At 70.7% G+C, this 15,338-nt stretch carries 15 protein-coding genes; 9 read left to right on the top strand and 6 right to left on the bottom strand.

The genetic code is table 11. The features are described 5' to 3' along the window. Positions 1-9: 9 nt before the first annotated feature. From SACE_RS18090 to SACE_RS18080, 4 genes are all read right to left on the bottom strand, one after another. Positions 10-195, bottom strand: coding sequence for a DUF397 domain-containing protein (locus tag SACE_RS18090; protein ID WP_009948551.1), 186 nt, complete (start codon positions 193-195; stop codon positions 10-12). Further along, positions 192-857 carry a DUF5753 domain-containing protein gene (locus SACE_RS18085; RefSeq protein WP_231850025.1) on the bottom strand — a complete coding sequence of 222 codons (666 nt, stop codon included), beginning with the start codon at positions 855-857 and terminating at the stop codon, positions 192-194. Before SACE_RS18085 ends, SACE_RS18090 begins: the two co-directional genes overlap by 4 nt. Next, a complete protein-coding gene (locus tag SACE_RS39320; protein ID WP_011874130.1) occupies positions 854-1,054 on the bottom strand; it encodes a helix-turn-helix domain-containing protein in 201 nt (66 codons plus the stop codon). The genes SACE_RS18085 and SACE_RS39320 overlap by 4 nt, the downstream gene beginning before the upstream one ends. Before the next feature lie 176 nt (positions 1,055-1,230). Then, on the bottom strand, positions 1,231-2,337 hold the full coding sequence (locus tag SACE_RS18080; protein ID WP_011874129.1) for a peptidoglycan recognition protein family protein: 1,107 nt from the start codon (positions 2,335-2,337) through the stop codon (positions 1,231-1,233). A 202-nt stretch (positions 2,338-2,539) separates the two neighbouring features. Between SACE_RS18080 and SACE_RS18075 the strand changes: the two genes are divergently transcribed. The 3 genes from SACE_RS18075 (at position 2,540) to tnpB (ending at position 5,296) form a co-directional block, all read left to right on the top strand. Then, complete coding sequence (locus tag SACE_RS18075; protein WP_231850024.1) at positions 2,540-3,370, top strand: NAD-dependent epimerase/dehydratase family protein; 831 nt, start codon at positions 2,540-2,542, stop codon at positions 3,368-3,370. 124 nt (positions 3,371-3,494) lie between these two features. Then, a complete protein-coding gene (locus tag SACE_RS18070) occupies positions 3,495-3,803 on the top strand; it encodes a DUF6221 family protein (protein ID WP_009948557.1) in 309 nt (102 codons plus the stop codon). A 113-nt stretch (positions 3,804-3,916) separates the two neighbouring features. Next, positions 3,917-5,296 carry an IS607 family element RNA-guided endonuclease TnpB gene (tnpB, locus tag SACE_RS18065; RefSeq protein ID WP_011874128.1) on the top strand — a complete coding sequence of 460 codons (1,380 nt, stop codon included), beginning with the start codon at positions 3,917-3,919 and terminating at the stop codon, positions 5,294-5,296. On the opposite strand, the gene SACE_RS18060 is transcribed toward tnpB, so the two are convergent. Continuing rightward, on the bottom strand, positions 5,282-6,106 hold the full coding sequence (locus SACE_RS18060) for a GNAT family N-acetyltransferase (RefSeq protein ID WP_009948561.1): 825 nt from the start codon (positions 6,104-6,106) through the stop codon (positions 5,282-5,284). The two genes, tnpB and SACE_RS18060, sit on opposite strands and share 15 nt — an antisense overlap. 128 nt (positions 6,107-6,234) lie before the next feature. On the opposite strand from SACE_RS18060, the gene SACE_RS18055 reads away from it, so the two are divergent. The 5 genes from SACE_RS18055 to SACE_RS18035 all read left to right on the top strand — a co-directional run bounded on the left by SACE_RS18055 (position 6,235) and on the right by SACE_RS18035 (position 12,434). Continuing rightward, entirely contained in the window at positions 6,235-7,644 is a 1,410-nt protein-coding gene (locus SACE_RS18055; protein ID WP_011874127.1) for a phytoene desaturase family protein, read from the top strand. Positions 7,645-7,672: 28 nt separating this feature from the next. Continuing rightward, complete coding sequence (locus SACE_RS18050; protein ID WP_009948562.1) at positions 7,673-8,266, top strand: dihydrofolate reductase family protein; 594 nt, start codon at positions 7,673-7,675, stop codon at positions 8,264-8,266. A gap of 837 nt (positions 8,267-9,103) precedes the next feature. Then, on the top strand, positions 9,104-10,501 hold the full coding sequence (locus tag SACE_RS18045) for a family 2B encapsulin nanocompartment shell protein (protein WP_044547426.1): 1,398 nt from the start codon (positions 9,104-9,106) through the stop codon (positions 10,499-10,501). Continuing rightward, the gene (locus tag SACE_RS18040) at positions 10,498-11,562 is read left to right on the top strand and encodes a family 2 encapsulin nanocompartment cargo protein terpene cyclase (RefSeq protein ID WP_011874125.1); all 1,065 of its coding nucleotides are present in this window, start codon (positions 10,498-10,500) and stop codon (positions 11,560-11,562) included. Before SACE_RS18045 ends, SACE_RS18040 begins: the two co-directional genes overlap by 4 nt. Positions 11,563-11,576: 14 nt before the next feature. Further along, a complete protein-coding gene (locus SACE_RS18035; protein ID WP_009948569.1) occupies positions 11,577-12,434 on the top strand; it encodes a geranyl diphosphate 2-C-methyltransferase in 858 nt (285 codons plus the stop codon). A gap of 71 nt (positions 12,435-12,505) precedes the next feature. On the opposite strand, the gene SACE_RS18030 is transcribed toward SACE_RS18035, so the two are convergent. Continuing rightward, complete coding sequence (locus SACE_RS18030; RefSeq protein ID WP_009948570.1) at positions 12,506-13,534, bottom strand: extracellular catalytic domain type 1 short-chain-length polyhydroxyalkanoate depolymerase; 1,029 nt, start codon at positions 13,532-13,534, stop codon at positions 12,506-12,508. A gap of 1,041 nt (positions 13,535-14,575) precedes the next feature. Here SACE_RS18030 and SACE_RS18025 point away from each other — a divergent pair. Beyond that, on the top strand, positions 14,576-15,319 hold the full coding sequence (locus tag SACE_RS18025) for an SDR family NAD(P)-dependent oxidoreductase (protein ID WP_009948572.1): 744 nt from the start codon (positions 14,576-14,578) through the stop codon (positions 15,317-15,319). The last annotated feature ends 19 nt before the right edge of the window (positions 15,320-15,338 follow it).

The raw sequence follows: 15,338 nt of genomic DNA, 5'->3' as shown, positions 1-15,338 counted from the left end.
CGGGCGAGGTCAGCCCAGGGAGCGCAGGAACGCGCCGAACACGGCGGGGGTGAGGCGGAGGACGGGGCCGTTCGGGTCCTTGGAGTCCCGGACGGCAACCGTTCCCGGAGCGAACCCGACTTCGACGCAGTTCTCGGAGGGGCCGCTGCGGCTGCTCTTGCGCCAGGTGAGGGCGGACTGCTCGGTCTGTCTCATTCCCGGCTCGCTTCCGTGTCCAGACGTCGTGCCAGCTCGGCGATCAGCTCGGCTGATTGTCCCTCACCCAGGGCTCGGGCTGCCAGGTTCCTGAGCGCATCGCGGTAGACGTCGACCTCGTGTCGTTCCTCGACGAACAGGCTCGAGGTCAGGTTCTCCAGGAACACCACGCCGGGGCCTTCGTGTTGCTGGAGCAGGGTGAACGCGCCGCTGGCGCCGACGTGGCCTCCGGTGTTGGCCACCACCCGGATGCTGATGTTGTGCTTCGCCGAGCATTCCAGCAGATGCTCCAGCTGGCGTCGCAGGACGTCACGTCCGCCGACCATTTGGTGCAGCGCCGATTCGTGGATGAGGACGTGCAGCTTCGGCGGGCGCTCGCGCAGCAGCACCTTGTGGCGGTTCAGGCGTGTGATCATGTGCTGCTCGACCGCCTCGGGCGGCACGGCCTGCGACTCGGTCATGAGCGCTCGTGTGTACTCGCCCGTCTGCAGCAGGCCCGGCACCACGGTCGTCTCGAAGTTGATGATCCGTTGCGCTCTGGCTTCCAGGGCGATGAGGGTGCGTTGTCTTTGGGCGAAATCGGGGTGGTTGCGCTGCCACCAGCCGCGGCGTTCGGCTTCTCGCGCGAGCACGAGGAGTTCGCGCCGTCGGGGGCCTTTCACGCCGTAGACGGCGAGCAGTGAGGCGATGTCCTCGGCGGGCAGGGTGCGGCGGCCGGTTTCGCGAAGCGGCTGAGCTTGCCGGCCGAGGCGTCGATGCGTTCGGCGGCGTCGGCGAGGCTGAGGGCGTTGGTCTCGCGCAGGGTGCGCAGTTCCTCGCCGAGTTGCTGGCCGCGGACGGTGGGATCTGGGTCTGTCATGTCGATGTCCCCGTGGTGAGTCGGTTGATCATCATCACCACGCCCCGGCCGCCGCTGTCGCGCCGCCGCGCCCGCTGCCGCCGAGCATCCAGCCCAAGGCGGGAACCGTTGCCAGCACTGCAAAAACGGGCGGTCGCACAGCATGGAAGCTGGTACGACCGCCCGGTAGCGCTACCTCAGCGCAGGAGGCGCTTCCACACCTCGTGGTCGGCGACGCCGGTGGGCTGCAGGCCGTTGGCGGCCTGGAAGTCGCTGACCGCGGTGGCGGTGCGGCCCGCGTAGTGGGCGTCGGCGGGCACGTAGTGCCCGCGCGAGGTGAGCAGGGTTTGCAGGGCGCGGACGGCGTCGCCCTGCCCGTCGCCGGAGAGCACCGGTGCCAGCGCGGTCCAGGCGGTGCCGCCGAACAGGCTGGGTTCCTCGATGCGGGTGGCGTAGCAGGTGGCGGTCTCGAAGTGGTGGTCGCGCAGGAACTGCGCGGTGGCCGTCTGGGTCTGGGGGCCGTAGACGCCGTCGACGGGTACGTCGGTGGCACCCTGGGCGCGCAGAAGGTACTGGGTGGCGGTGACGGCGGGGCCGGTGGCGCCGGGCTTGAGCAGCAACCAGGTCACCGGGTGCACGACGTGTTGCCCGACGGCGGCGCCGACGGCTTCGCGCAGTTCGGGTAAGCGCCCGTAGAGCACTTCGCCCGGGCATTCGGTGGACATGAAGTCGCGGTGGCCGTAGATCGCGCTGGCGCTGATGCCGTACTGGGCGATCATGTAGGTGCACAGCTCCACCAGCGAGGTCCACAGCTTGGCCGGGACGTCGGTGCTGGTGTAGGTGCCCTCGTTCTCGATGCCCAGCGACACCGAGTTCTGGTCGCCGGCGTGGGCGCCGAGCACGTGCTGCTCTCCGGCGGTGAGCACCGACAGGCTCTTGTGCCTGCCTTCGGTGAGCCAGCCGCCGCGGCTGTTGGTGAAGTTCTGGCCGGTGTCCTTCCAGCCGTTGCCGTCCATGTGGTGGTCCTGGATGGCCCGGGACAGGGCGAACGCCTGGGCCTGGGAGGTGTCGTCGACGTTGGCCGAGGCGGTGTGGTGGACGATGATCTTGGTGGGCTTGCTGTCCAGGACGTCGATCGCGCTGGTGGGCTCGCGCGCGCCCCACTCGTCGCAGCCGGCGATCGACGGTGCGGCCGGCCTGAACGGCGCGCCGTGTGCGGGGAGGCCGAGGGTACCGACGGCGGTGACGGTGAGTCCGCCGACGAGGAACGAGCGGCGTGCCAGCGGCGAGCGGCGAATCGACATGGAGTTCTCCAATGCGGCCAGGTTGATCACGTTCGGGGTCGGGGCGAACCTAGGAACAAGAGCGTGCAGGTACCAGGCCCGCGGAAGTAAATAGTTGGCGAAAAAGCGCCAACGGATGGTTGCTTGATCACGCGTCGGCGGCGAGGAGCTGGTCGGGGCCCGGCGCTACTGTGAGCACGGGCGATCATCGACGGAGGCGGACGTGAGGGTTGCGGTGACCGGCGCGAACGGCCGGATCGGCCGGGTCGTGGTGGATGCGCTGGTGCACGACGGGCACGAGGTGGTGGCCATCGACCGCTCGCTGCCGCAGGCCCGGGCGGGGGTGGAGGCGGTGGCCGCCGATGTCACCGACTTCGACGCGGTGCGGGACGCGCTGGAGGGTTGCCGGGGTCTTGCGCACCTGGCCGCGGTTCCCTCGCCGTGGCACGACGCGGGGCACGTCGTGCACAACACCAACGTCACGGCGGGTTTCAACGCGCTGTCGGCGGCGGTGCAGGCCGGGATCTGGAAGGTGTGCCAGGCCTCGAGCATCAACGCGGTGGGCGGGGCGTTCTCGCGGCGCGCCCGCTACGACTACTTCCCGGTCGACGAGGCGCATCCGACCTACAACGAGGACCCCTACAGCCTGTCGAAGTGGATCGCCGAGGCCCAGGCCGACTCCTTCGCCCGCCGCTACGCGCAGCTGACGGTGTCGAGCCTGCGCATCCACGGCGCGGTGCCCGACCGCGACGCCGCCCGCGTGTCCGATCCGGGCGATCCGATCGCGGTCAACCACCTGTGGGGCTATGTGCGGCTGGACGCCATCGCGCAGGCGTTCCTGCTGGCGTTGCGGGCCGACTGGCGGGGCCACGAGGTGTTCAACATCGTGGCCCCCGACACCGCGGTGGACGTCGAGTCGCGGGAGCTGGCCGCCGAGCACTACCCGCAGGTGCCGATCCGCGCCGAGATGGCCGGGCGCGACGGGTTCTACGACTGCTCCAAGGCGCGTCGCGTGCTGGGCTGGACCCACGAACCGGGGCACGCCCACGGCTGAGCGCCGGCGGTCTCCCCATGGCCGCGGCTGCAATGCGATCAAACGGCGTCATGCCCGCGGTGCGGCCGGGTCCCACTGGCGGAGACATCCGGCACTGCGATGGTTGTGAGGGGCATGGGGACCCATGGACCGATTCGCCGACTTCCTGCGGCGGCAGATCGACATCGACCTCGAGTTGCTGCGCTGGGTCCGCGAGGACGCCGAGGCCGGCAGCGAGCGCGGCTGCTACGTCAGCGTCATCCGGGGCTTCCGGGAGTGCGAGCTCAAGACGCGGCTGCTGCGGGCGCACCAGTGGTGCGGGTCCGGGGCGGGGCCGTGCGACCAGGTCGGCGACGCGTTCCCGCCGGAGGACGAACGCGGCTGCGCGACGCGCGCGCTGCTGGGTCTGCCCTATGCCGACCGGCCCGGATACGCCAAGCGCTGGCGCCCGTGAGCGGAGCTCAGGGGTTCCGGACTGTTCGGTGGAATTTGTCGAAGTGTGGAGGAATGTGCTGGGTTGGTGGGGGCGCCTGGGATTGTCGGTGCCCGGCGATACTGTTGCCGGTGATGAGCACGGTGTTGCAGGCGTACCGGTTCGCGCTCGACCCCAATCCTGGGCAGGAGTCTGCGTTGCGGTCGCATTGTGGTTCGCAGCGGTTCGCATTCAATTGGGGACTCGGCAAGATCAAGGCGAACTTGTCCCAGCGGGAGGCCGAAGCGTCCTACGGCATGGGCGGTGACGAGTTGACGCCGCTGGTGGGCTGGTCGGCGTATGGGTTGCGGAAGGACTGGAACCAGGCCAAACATGAAGTGGCGCCATGGTGGGCCGAGAACTCCAAGGAGGCGTACTCGTCCGGGCTGGCCAACCTCGCGAGTGCGTTGAAGAACTGGCGTGATTCCCGTGTCGGCAGGCGTCAGGGTCGTCGGCTGGGGTTTCCTCGGTTCAAAGGCAAGCGAGCCGGGTTGTCGTGCCGGTTCACCACCGGCAGCTTCGGTCTCGTCGACCAGGACCGGCGCCATGTGCGGCTGCCTCGCATCGGGGTGGTCCGCACGCACGAATCCACCCGCACACTCGCGCGGCGCGTCGAGAAAGGCACCGCCCGGATCCGTTCGGCGACCGTGTCGTATCGGGCGCGACGCTGGTTCGTGTCCTTCTCGGTGGAGATCACCCGCAACGACTCCACCCCCACCCGGCCGGGCACGACGCTGGGCGTGGATCTCGGGATCAAGTCCCTCGCGGTGCTGTCCACCGGCGAGGTGATCGCCAACCCGAGACACCTCGAAGTCGCCCAGCGGGAGCTGCGCCGCTTGCAACGGCAGGCGTCTCGACGTCAAGGCCCGGACCGGCGTCACGGGCAGAAGGCATCGAATCGATGGAGCAAAACCCAAGCCCGGATCAGGAAGCTGCACGCCGACGTGGCCAACGCCCGCCGCGACGGACTGCACAAGCTCACCACCCGGCTGGTGCGCACCTACGGTGCGATCGTGTTGGAAGACCTCAACGTCTCCGGCATGGTCACAAACCGCAGGCTGGCCCGGCATGTCGCGGGTGTCGGCATGGCCGAGCTGCGGCGCCAGATCGAGTACAAAGCCGCCTGGGCCGGGGTGCGCGTGCATATCGCGGACCGGTGGTATCCCAGCTCAAAAACGTGTTCGGGCTGTGGTGTGGTGAAAGCCAAGCTACGCCTGTCCGACCGTGTTTTCGCCTGCTCCTCCTGCGGAACGAGCATGGATCGTGACCTCAACGCAGCCCGAAACCTCGCGAACCTCGTTGAGGCGTCCTCCCACAGTTGGTGGGCGACGGAAAACGAGCCCGATGGAAACCCATGTCAGACCCGCACCATGCGGGCAGCGGGTACCGCCACGGGAAGACCCGCACCCCATGGTGCGGGCCAACGCCGGCACCGCAAGGCGCCGACTCACGAGACATTTTCACACGTTTCGTAAACGGTTGATGGCGTATTCGGTGAACCGGCCGCCGGCGCGGAAGCCCAGACGCCGGTAGACGCGCTCGCCGTCGGCGGAAGCCTGCAGGACCGCCGTGCGGTGGCCGGCGTCGCGGGCGGTGTGCAGGGCGGCCAGGGTGATGGCTGCGCCGTAGCCGCGGCGGCGCTGGGCGGCGAGGGTGGCGATGTTGTAGAGGCCGGCGACTCCGGCGTGCAGGAACACCTCGGCTGCGCAGACAGGGATTCCGGCCACGTAGCCGACCAGGTAGCGGGCGGGGCAGCCGGGCGCGAGTGCCGCGTCGGCGGCGTCGGCGTAGAAGCGGGTGACGGTGGCCGCGGGCGGGTCCCAGTTGGCCGCCAGGACGGCGGCGTAGTCGGCGAGTTCCGCGCGGGTGCCGACCTGGCGGATGCGCAGGCCCTCGATGTGCGTGAGCGGTGGCGTGTGGTCGAGGTGGGCCCACATACCGGTCTCGGTCTCCGATGGAGACAGTCCCGCGTCGCGCAGGTGTGCGGGCAGTTGCGGTGGTGTCGAGGCGGGGCCCACCCACCAGGAGAACGGGCGTGCGGTGGCGGTCAGCTTCCGCACGGTCTCGGCGACCCTGGTCGCGGCGGTGGCGGGGGTGAGCCGGGCGGCGGCGACGATGTTGAAGGTGTCGTCGTGCAGGCCGCTGTCGGCGACGATCAGGTCACCGGTGTCGGTGACGGTGGCGCCCGGTAGGTGGCGGTGCAGGTGGCAGGCGTGCTCGGCGAGGTTGTGCTCCATCCTGGCCGCCGGTCCGGCCTCGGCGGTGCTGTCCTGCGGTGGGTTCATGGTGGTTCATTGCAGCACCGCGAGCCGGTGCGGGCACGCGGTTTTCACCCGCGGCGGACCGCGGTGCGGGCGTGCCGGGCGGGTAGTACTGCGGGGATGGGCATGACGACGGGCGGGGTGATCGGCGGATGAGCGAGGCGGTCGTGGTCGGCTCCGGTCCCAACGGGCTGGCCGCCGCGGTGGCACTGGCGCTGCGGGGTGTGTCGGTGACGGTGCTGGAAGCGGCCGGGGAGATCGGGGGCGGTGCCCGCTCCGGTGAGCTCGACGTGCCCGGGGTGGTGCACGACCACTGCTCGGCCGCGCACCCGACGGGGGTGGGCTCGCCGTTCCTGCGGATGCTGCCGCTGGAGCGGTACGGGCTGCGGTGGCGGTGGCCGGAGGTCGACCTGGCGCATCCGCTCGATGACGGCAGCGCGGGGGTGATGCTGCGTTCGGTCGCCGACACCGCCGCGCTGCTGGGTGCCGACGGCGGCAGCTGGCGGGCGCTGTTCGAGCCGCTGGCGGCGGATTTCGACGCGGTGGCCGCCGAGATCATGCGCCCGGTGACCCACCTTCCCGCGCATCCGGTGGCGTTGGCGCGGTTCGGGCTGCGTGCGGTGCAACCGGCGACGGTGCTCGCGCGCCGCTGGCGCACCGCGCAGGCGCGGGCCCTGTTCGCCGGGACCGCGGCGCACGCGTTCCGCCCGCTGCACTCGCCGGTGTCGGCGGCGATCGGGGTGATGATGACCGCGGCCGGGCACCGCTACGGGTGGCCGGTGGCCGAGGGCGGGTCGGGGGCGGTGACGGGTGCGCTGGCGCGGATGCTGCGTGCGCACGGCGGCCGGATCGAGACGGGGGTGCGGGTGCGGTCGCTGGCGGAGCTGCCCGCGGCGGAGGCGGTGCTGCTGGACGTGTCACCGCAGGCGGCCGTGGAGCTGGCCGGGGACCGGTTGCCGGTGCGGGTGCGGCGCGCCTACGAGCGGTTCCGGCGTGCTCCGGGGGCGTTCAAGGTGGACCTGGTCGTGGAGGGCGGGGTGCCGTGGCGCAACGAGCACTGCCGGCGCGCCGGGTTCGTCCACGTGGGAGGGACGCTGGAGGAGGTCGCCCACGCCGAGCGGGAGGTCGTGCGGGGACGCATGCCGGCGCGGCCGGTCGTGCTGGTGGCCCAGCAGTACCTGGCCGATCCCGGCCGCTCCCGCGGTGACCTGCATCCGGTGTGGACCTACGCCCACGTGCCCCACGGCTATCCCGGTGACGCCACTCCGGTGGTGCTGGAGCAGCTGGAGCGGTTCGCGCCGGGACTGCGGGAGCGGGTGGTGGCGGTGCGTTCGCGTTCGACGGCGGAGATGGCCCGCTACAACCCCAACTACGCGGGCGGCGACATCATCATGGGCGCCAACACCCCGGTGCAGGCGGTGTTGCGGCCGCGGGTGGCGTGGGATCCCTACCGCACCGGTGTGCCGGGGGTGTACCTGTGTTCGGCGGCGACCCCGCCCGGTGCCGGGGTGCACGGCATGTGCGGTTTCAACGCCGCCCGCTCGGCGCTTCGCTCGCTGTAGGAAGTCCCAGTCGGTCAGGTGGTGTGCAGTGGTCTCATCCGAACCCGGCAGGAAGGGCGGTTCCATGCGTCGCGTCATCTACTCGGTCGCGTCGTCTCTCGACGGCTACAACACCGACGCGCAGGGCGACTACTCCTGGGCGGTCCCCGACGAGGAGGTCATCGCCGCACTCAACGCCGACGCCGGCGAGGTGAGCACGTACCTCTACGGGCGGCGGATGTATGAGGCGATGGCGGGGTGGGAGACCGATCCGGCGGTCGCTGCTCAGTCGCCCGAGTCGGCGGCGTTCGCGGCCACGTGGCAGGCCGCTCACAAGATCGTATTCTCGGCCGGCCTGCCCGAGGTGTGGACGAAGCGCACGCGGCTGGAGCGAGAACTGACGGCCGAGGCGGTCGAAAGAGCCCGGGCCGAGGCGTCCGGGGACTTGACGGTGGAGGGCCCGACCTTGGCCCGCAGTGCGCTTCGGCTCGGGCTCGTCGATGTGATCGAGCTGCTGATCTGTCCCGTCGTCGTCGGGGCGGGGACACCGGTTCTGCCGGACGGGTTTCGAACCGCTCTCTCCCTGACGCGCGAGCGCCGGTTCAGCAACGGCATGGTGCAGCTCACCTACGCCGTCCGGTAGCCGCCTCACCTGGCCATGGCGCGCTCGGCGCTGTGAGCGCGGCGAGTGCCACCCTTCTGGACGCGACTGTTCGGGTGACGGTTCAACCACTCGTGACAGCCACCGCTGTGCCCACATCGGGCATCGTGCGGCCTGCGCCCGTACGGCGAGGGGGTCATGTCCCGCACGCGGACGGCCGGACGCGGATCATTTCTGTGGCGCAAGATCACGTTCGCTGATCCTGAATCTCCGGATCGGTGACAATTCTCAGAATCGCCGAAATCGATCGGGAAATCGTCGTCGGTCGCGCGTTGGAACACGGGCGCGGTCCGGGTGCTGCGGTCCGGGTGACGGTTCACTCGCCTGTGGCGGCCACTCTTTTATCTGTATTGGCGGCAAAAGTCGGCTCATAGACTCCTGCACCGGACTGATCGACATCCTGCGAACGGACGAGGAAACACGCCATGCTCATGCAGCGGCAGGTCGCCTCCGCTGATCCGGTATCCGCTACACGGCACCCGCGTCGGAACTGCCGAAACCACGCCGGGAAATGCGACGTCCGCGGGATGTGCCGGAAGGCGCCGGAGAACGCAGGCGCCGACCGGGGGCACGGTCGTGGCCGCCGGCCCGAGGGCCGTGGCCGCGGTGTCGGCGGCGGGGCACCCGCGTCGGCAGCGGGCAGCGGGTGCCCGCGCCGCCGATCCTCGGCCGGTCCTTCCCCGCCGGCGTGGTCGCACATGGCGTGAGCAGACGCGGGAGGCCGGTGTCGCGATCGCGTTCCCGGACCGCCGAGCGGCTGCTGGACCCCTGACAAGCCCACCGCACACCAGCAAGTCCACCGACCGGGAGGTTCGTGACGTGCCATCGTCACCCGCTGCCGAACCGTTGTCGTCCCTGCGAACCCAAGCGGCTCGTCTGCTGGCGACCACGACGAAGACGCCGCCGCAGATGCAGTCCATCAGTTCCCGCAACCTGCTCAGGCGGTTGCCGTGGGTCGATGTCACCAGTGGCACGTACCGGGTGAACCGGCGCCTGCAGATCAAGGTGGGCCGGGGGCGGGTGTCGTTCCTCCAGCACGGCGCCGATGTCGTCATCATCCCGGGCACGCTCACGGAGTTGTCGGCCCTGCGGGGCTACAGCGACACCGAAGTGCTGGAGCGGCTGGCGGGGTTGTTCACGGCCCGCCAGGTCACGCCCGGGCAGGTCCTGGCCAGGGAGGGCGATCCGGTCCGGGAGGTCTTCGTCGTCGCGCACGGCCGGATCGAACGCCTGGTGACCGGGAAGTACGGCACCGTCGACCACCTGGGGGTGATCACCGACGGCGACCAGGTCGGAGACGAGGCCGTGGGAGTCGAGGACCCGAGTTGGTCGGCGACCCTGCGCTGCTCCACGGCGGGCACGGTGATGGTGCTGGACTGGGACGCGCTGCGGGGGCTTCTGGACGAGGCGCCGGGTCTGCGCGCGCATCTGGAGGACTTCGCGCGGCGCCGTGCGCTGCCGCAGAACCGGCGGGGCGAGGCCGAGATCGCGCTGTCGGCGGGTCATGAGGGCGAGGCGGTGGTGCCGGGGACGTTCGTCGACTACGAGCTCGAGCCGCGCGAGTACGAGCTGTCGCTGACCCAGACGATCCTGCGGGTGCACACCCGCGTCGCCGATCTCTACAACGACCCGATGGACCAGGTCGAGGAGCAGCTGCGGCTGACGGTGGAGGAGATCCGCGAGACCCAGGAGCACGAGCTGGTGCACAACCGCGAGTTCGGGTTGCTGCACAACACCTCCTACGACCAGCGGATCTGCACTCGCAGTGGGCCGCCGACGCCTGACGACATGGACGACCTGCTGTCGATGCGCCGCTCGACCGATGCGTTCTTCGCGCATCCGAAGGCGATCACGGCTTTCCTGCGCGAGTGCAACCGGCGCGGGCTGGTCGTGGACGCGGGGCGGACCGACGACGGTTCCCGGGCGCTGACGTGGCGGGGTGTGCCGGTGTATCCGCTGGGCAAGATCGGCATCAGCGACCACAACACGACCTCGATCATCGCGATGCGCCGCGGTGAGGACAAGCAGGGCGTGGTGGGTCTGCGGCCGGCCGCGCTGCCCGATGAGGTGCAGCCCGGTCTGAACGTGCGGTTCATGGGCATCATCGAGCAGGCGATCCTGCGCTACCTGGTGACCGCCTACTACAGCGTCGCTCCGTTGGTGCCGGATGCGGTCGGGTTGCTGGAGCACGTGGAGATCGGGCGGGAGGCGTCATGATCGAGCTGATCGGCCACGAGACACCGGTTCCCTCGCAGCAGCAGCACACCGGTGGGGTGCGCGGGACCAGCGCGTGCACTCCGCCGGGGGTGGGTGAGAGGACGACGGTGCTGTACTGCCCGCCGCCACCGCCCGAGCGCCCCGAGGTCGCCGCCGAGATCAACCGCCGCGTGGTGGTGTGGATGCAGGGGCTCGGCCTGGGCGGTGAGGACAACGTCGCCGGGGTCTACAAGCACGACCCGGGTCGCGGCATCACGTTGTGCCATCCCGGTAGCCAGGACGTGGAGCGGATGACGGCCGCGGGCAAGATGATCGTGGCCGAGACGGCGGTGGACGACTACTTCTGCGAGACCAACAGCCGCCGCGACGCCAACGACCAGACGATCGGGCCGAACCTGTCGCTGGCGCAGTCGGCGATCGACGCGCCGCGCCTGACCCCGGATCTGCAGGCGTTGTGGAACAAGTGCCGCGACGACCATCCGGTGCTGCGGGCCCAGCACGAGGCGTTCGGCGACCTCGAGCGGATCAGCAGCCCGGCGCAGGCCCAGCGCGTCCGCCACGACATCGCCCAGCTCTACCTGGGCTACAACGCCGAGAACGGGTGGCGGTTGCTCAACCGGCTGCCGCCGGTGTGGCAGTACCTGGCCAACCGGCAGATGAACTCGTTCCGCCCGTGCCTCAACCTCACCGACGCCCTCGACGGCTACGAGCTGGCGCCGCAGCTCTACGCCCACCCGCTGGTGCAGGACTGCACCGCGCGGGCGACGCTGATCGCCACCCTCTACAACGACCTGGCCTCCTGCGAGCGGGAGATCCGCGAGCACGGCCTGCCGTTCAACCTGCCCGCGGTGATCGCCGCCGAGGAGCGCATCGCCCTGGACGAGGCGTTCGTCAGGGCCTGCGAGATCCACAACGAGCTGATCCAGGCCCTGGAGGAGGCCACCGGACACGCCGCGTCCGCGCTGGCCGACCCGGCTCTGAGCCGCTATCTGACGGGCCTGTGGTCGTGGCTGGCGGGCAGCCGCCACTGGCACTTCACCACCGCACGCCACCGCGCATGAAGGGATCAACGACCATGACCAAGTCGATCCACGAGAACGGGACCGCCGCCAGCGTCTACCAGGGCAGCATCGCCGAGTACTGGAACCAGGAGGCCAATCCGGTCAACCTGGAGCTCGGCGAGGTCGACGGCTACTTCCACCACCACTACGGCATCGGTGAGCCCGACTGGTCGGTGGTCGAGGGGGATGCCGCGACCTCCCACGAGCGCACCACCCGGGAGCTGCACCGGCTGGAGACGTGGCAGGCCGAGTTCCTGCTCGACCACCTGGGTGGCGTCGAGCCGGAGCACCGGATCATGGACGCCGGGTGCGGACGGGGCGGCTCGTCGTTCATGGCCCACGAGCGGTTCGGTTGCAGCGTGGAGGGGGTGTCGCTCTCGCGCAAGCAGGTCGATTTCGCCAACGCCCAGGCCCGCGAGCGCGGTGTGGCCGACAAGGTCGCCTTCCACCAGCTCAACATGCTCGACACCGGGTTCGACACCGCGAGCATGCGGGCGATCTGGAACAACGAGTCCACCATGTACGTCGACCTGCACGACCTGTTCGCCGAGCACTCGCGGCTGCTGGCGCGCGGCGGCCGGTACGTGACGATCACCGGCTGCTACAACGACGTCTACGGGTTGCCTTCCCGCGCGGTCTCCACGATAAACGCGCACTACATCTGCGACATCCACCCGCGTTCGGGCTACTTCCGGGCGATGGCGGCCAACCGGCTGGTGCCGTGCGCGGTGGTGGACCTGACCGAGGCGACCGTGCCGTACTGGCGCCTGCGCGCCAAGTCCCCGCTGGCGACGGGCATCGAGGAGACCTTCATCGAGGCCTACACCAGCGGCAGCTTCCAGTACCTGCTCATCGCCGCCGACCGCGTCTAGGTGAGCGGACCGGGGTGGTCCCCGGGCGGGGATCTCGCCTGGGGACCACCCTTGTCGTGCGCTTGCGCGGGTCAGGGCGTCAGGCCCCAGAAGCGGGCCGTGTGGTGGGTCGAGCAGAGGGTGTCGAGGTAGTAGGTGGCGGTGGTGCCGCACTGGTCGTCGCCGCTGCCGGGGTCGACGGGCAGGCCGTGTCCCATGCCCGCGATGGAGTACTCGGCGACCAGGGTGCTGCCGTGGGCGTCGGCGTAGGTGCGGCGGGTGGTGCCTGCGGGCAGTGTGGTGGTCTCGGTCGGGGTCTGGGACAGGCCGTGGACGTTGGTCCACTGGTCGCGCAGTTCGGTGGCGTTGACCGGGGCGACGGTGGTGTCGGCGGTGCCCTGCCAGATCGCGACCTTCGGCCACGGGCCGGTGTGTCCTGGGGCGGAGGAGCGCACGAGGTCGCCCCACTGCTGCGGTGTCTTGCGCTGGTCGCTGCTCATGCAGCCGAAGGCCTGGGCGACGGTGCGGGCGCACTTGGCGGGTGGTCCGGAGTGCAGTGCGCCGCCTGCGAAGACCTCGGGGTAGTCGGCCAGCAGGTTGGCGGCCATGCCGGCGCCGGCCGACAGCCCGGAGAGGTAGGTGCGGGCGGGGTCGGTGCCGTAGGTGCCGTGGGCGTGGGCGACCATCCGGCGGATCGAGGCGGCTTCGCCGCGGTCGCGGTCGCTGTCGGCGGGTTCGAACCAGTTGAAGCACTGGCGCAGGTTGTTGACGGCGGGCTGTTCGGCCAGCACCAGCGCGAACTTGTGCTGGTCGGCGTATTTCTGCCAGCCGGAGTGGGTGAAGTGGTCGGCGGCGTTCTGGGTGCAGCCGTGCAGCAGCACCACCAGCGGCGCGCCCGCGGGAAGCCCGTCGGGCAGGTAGGCGTACATGCTCAGGGCGCCGGGGTTGTCGCCGAAGGACGGCACGGGGGTCAGCGCGGCGCGCGGCACTGCGGTCTGCGCCGCCGCGGGGGTGGCCGCGTATGCCGGTGGGGCGGCGGCCAGGGCGAGTCCGCAGGCCAGTGCCGCGAGGAGCCGGCGGTGGCGGCCGAGCGCGGTGGGCGAGGGGAGATGCGGTGTCATCGCGTCCCTTTCGTCGAGCGGAGCGCCCCGGCCGTTGTCACGCTAGAGCGCTCGTGCGCGTGGTGACCATGTGCGCCGACGCCAGGAAACGGCGGGCCGCTGTGGTGGACCGGGACACCGGGGATCTGCGGTGCCGCCGTGGTGCGAGCCGCTCAGCGGGTCAGGGCAGCGGGCGTCCGCACAGGCCCTCGGCGGCTTAGTCGGCGGCCTGGTGCCGGGGGTGCGCGGGCTCGTTGTCGGCGACGAACCGCGCGACCTCGGTGCTGGCCGAGGCCCAGTCGGTCAGCACCGCCCGCAGGTCGGCGGGGCTTGCGGCGATGAAGGTCAGGTTGCCGGGACCGGCGGAGGTGGTCGTGGCCGCGGCGGTGACGGCGGGAGGCGGGTTCGGTACCGGTGAGGTGCTCGCCTGCCCGTCCTATTCGCGAAGGAGAGCGCGGCGAGTGGATCGAGACCCGCGCCTGGACCACCGGGGACGGGCCGAAGGCGTTGTTCGACAGAGGCACCCTGGGGGGCGGCCACTGGGGCCGCCCCCCAGGCGAAACCGGGGCACTGCGGTGCCGGCGTCCCGGTAGACGGTCTCCAGCACGACGTCCTCGCGCGCCTGACCCCGGCGCCGCGCCACCAGCCGGTCGATCGCGGTGTCGGTCGGCGGCGCGACGACGGTGGACACCCGCGTCTCCCTTTGCCACGGATAACAGGGCCGCTTCACGCAGTCCCGCGGGCACGTTCCTGCAGAACGTGATCAGCAATGCCGCAGAAAATGGAGCGTTCTCTGTAGCAAGACTTCAAGCGCCGCCAGTGATCGACACCGCGTCCACCGGTCACCAGGGCCGACGAAGGCCTAGCGCTGTTCTCCGCTCCGTTGTTCCTCGCCCCCCCGTGTCGTGCGGGTGTCGTCGCGGTGACCGCCGCACCCCGTCCGGTGGCCGGATTCGCCATGGTGGTGCGAGTTTTTGTGGTCGTTTGCCACATATTCCGGTCGGGCCGATCACATTAGCGTGACCGCCACAGTCGGTGGAGCGAGGCGGAGGAGCGCACGCGATGGATCTCGACGACCGCACGGCACTGGTCACCGGGGGCGGTGCGGGGATCGGCGCGGCCTGCGCGCGGGCGCTGGCCGAGGCGGGGGCCGTGGTGCACGTGGTGGACCGCGACGGCGAGTCCGCCCGTGCGGTTGCCGCCGAGGTCGGCGGGCACGCCCACGTGGCCGATCTGGCCGTGGCTGACGAGCTGCACGGTCTGCCGCGCGAGGTCGACGTGCTGGTCAACAACGCCGGGATGCAGCACATCGCGCCGGTGCACGAGTTCGACCCGGACATCTTCGTGCGGATGCAGCAGGTGATGGTGACCGCCCCGTTCCTGCTGGCCCGCCGCTGCTTGCCGCACATGTACCGGCGGGGCTGGGGCCGGGTGGTCAACGTCTCCAGCGTCCACGGGCTTCGCGCCAGCACCGGCAAGTCGGCCTACGTGGCCGCCAAGCACGGCCTGGAAGGGCTGAGCAAGACCATCGCCCTGGAAGGTGCCGCGCACGGGGTGACCAGCAACTGCGTCAACCCCGGCTACGTCGACACCGCGCTGGTGCGCGACCAGATCGCCGACCAGGCCGCCGCGCACGGCACCGACCCCGAAGACGTCGTCGAGCAGGTGCTGCTGACCCGCCCGGCGATCAAACGCCTCATCGATCCCCGCGAGGTCGCCGCGGCGGTGAGGTGGCTGTGCGGCCCGCACTCCGGCTACGTCTCCGGCGCGTCCCTGGCCCTGGACGGGGCCTGGAGCAGTTCCTGACCACACCCCTCGTCAGACA

Origin of the sequence: Saccharopolyspora erythraea NRRL 2338 (assembly GCF_000062885.1) — a bacterium.
Taxonomy (GTDB): domain Bacteria; phylum Actinomycetota; class Actinomycetes; order Mycobacteriales; family Pseudonocardiaceae; genus Saccharopolyspora_D; species Saccharopolyspora_D erythraea.
The sequence above is the reverse complement of the archived record's forward strand: the minus strand, read 5'-3'. Positions and strand labels throughout refer to the sequence as shown.

Coding starts and splice junctions, on each gene's coding strand:
- SACE_RS18090 (WP_009948551.1), bottom strand. CDS start 195: ATGAGACAGACCGAGCAGTCCGCCCTCACCTGGCGCAAGAGCAGCCGC.
- SACE_RS39320 (WP_011874130.1), bottom strand. CDS start 1,054: ATGACAGACCCAGATCCCACCGTCCGCGGCCAGCAACTCGGCGAGGAA.
- SACE_RS18080 (WP_011874129.1), bottom strand. CDS start 2,337: ATGTCGATTCGCCGCTCGCCGCTGGCACGCCGCTCGTTCCTCGTCGGC.
- SACE_RS18070 (WP_009948557.1), top strand. CDS start 3,495: ATGGACCGATTCGCCGACTTCCTGCGGCGGCAGATCGACATCGACCTC.
- tnpB (WP_011874128.1), top strand. CDS start 3,917: ATGAGCACGGTGTTGCAGGCGTACCGGTTCGCGCTCGACCCCAATCCT.
- SACE_RS18060 (WP_009948561.1), bottom strand. CDS start 6,106: ATGAACCCACCGCAGGACAGCACCGCCGAGGCCGGACCGGCGGCCAGG.
- SACE_RS18055 (WP_011874127.1), top strand. CDS start 6,235: ATGAGCGAGGCGGTCGTGGTCGGCTCCGGTCCCAACGGGCTGGCCGCC.
- SACE_RS18040 (WP_011874125.1), top strand. CDS start 10,498: ATGATCGAGCTGATCGGCCACGAGACACCGGTTCCCTCGCAGCAGCAG.
- SACE_RS18035 (WP_009948569.1), top strand. CDS start 11,577: ATGACCAAGTCGATCCACGAGAACGGGACCGCCGCCAGCGTCTACCAG.
- SACE_RS18030 (WP_009948570.1), bottom strand. CDS start 13,534: ATGACACCGCATCTCCCCTCGCCCACCGCGCTCGGCCGCCACCGCCGG.
- SACE_RS18025 (WP_009948572.1), top strand. CDS start 14,576: ATGGATCTCGACGACCGCACGGCACTGGTCACCGGGGGCGGTGCGGGG.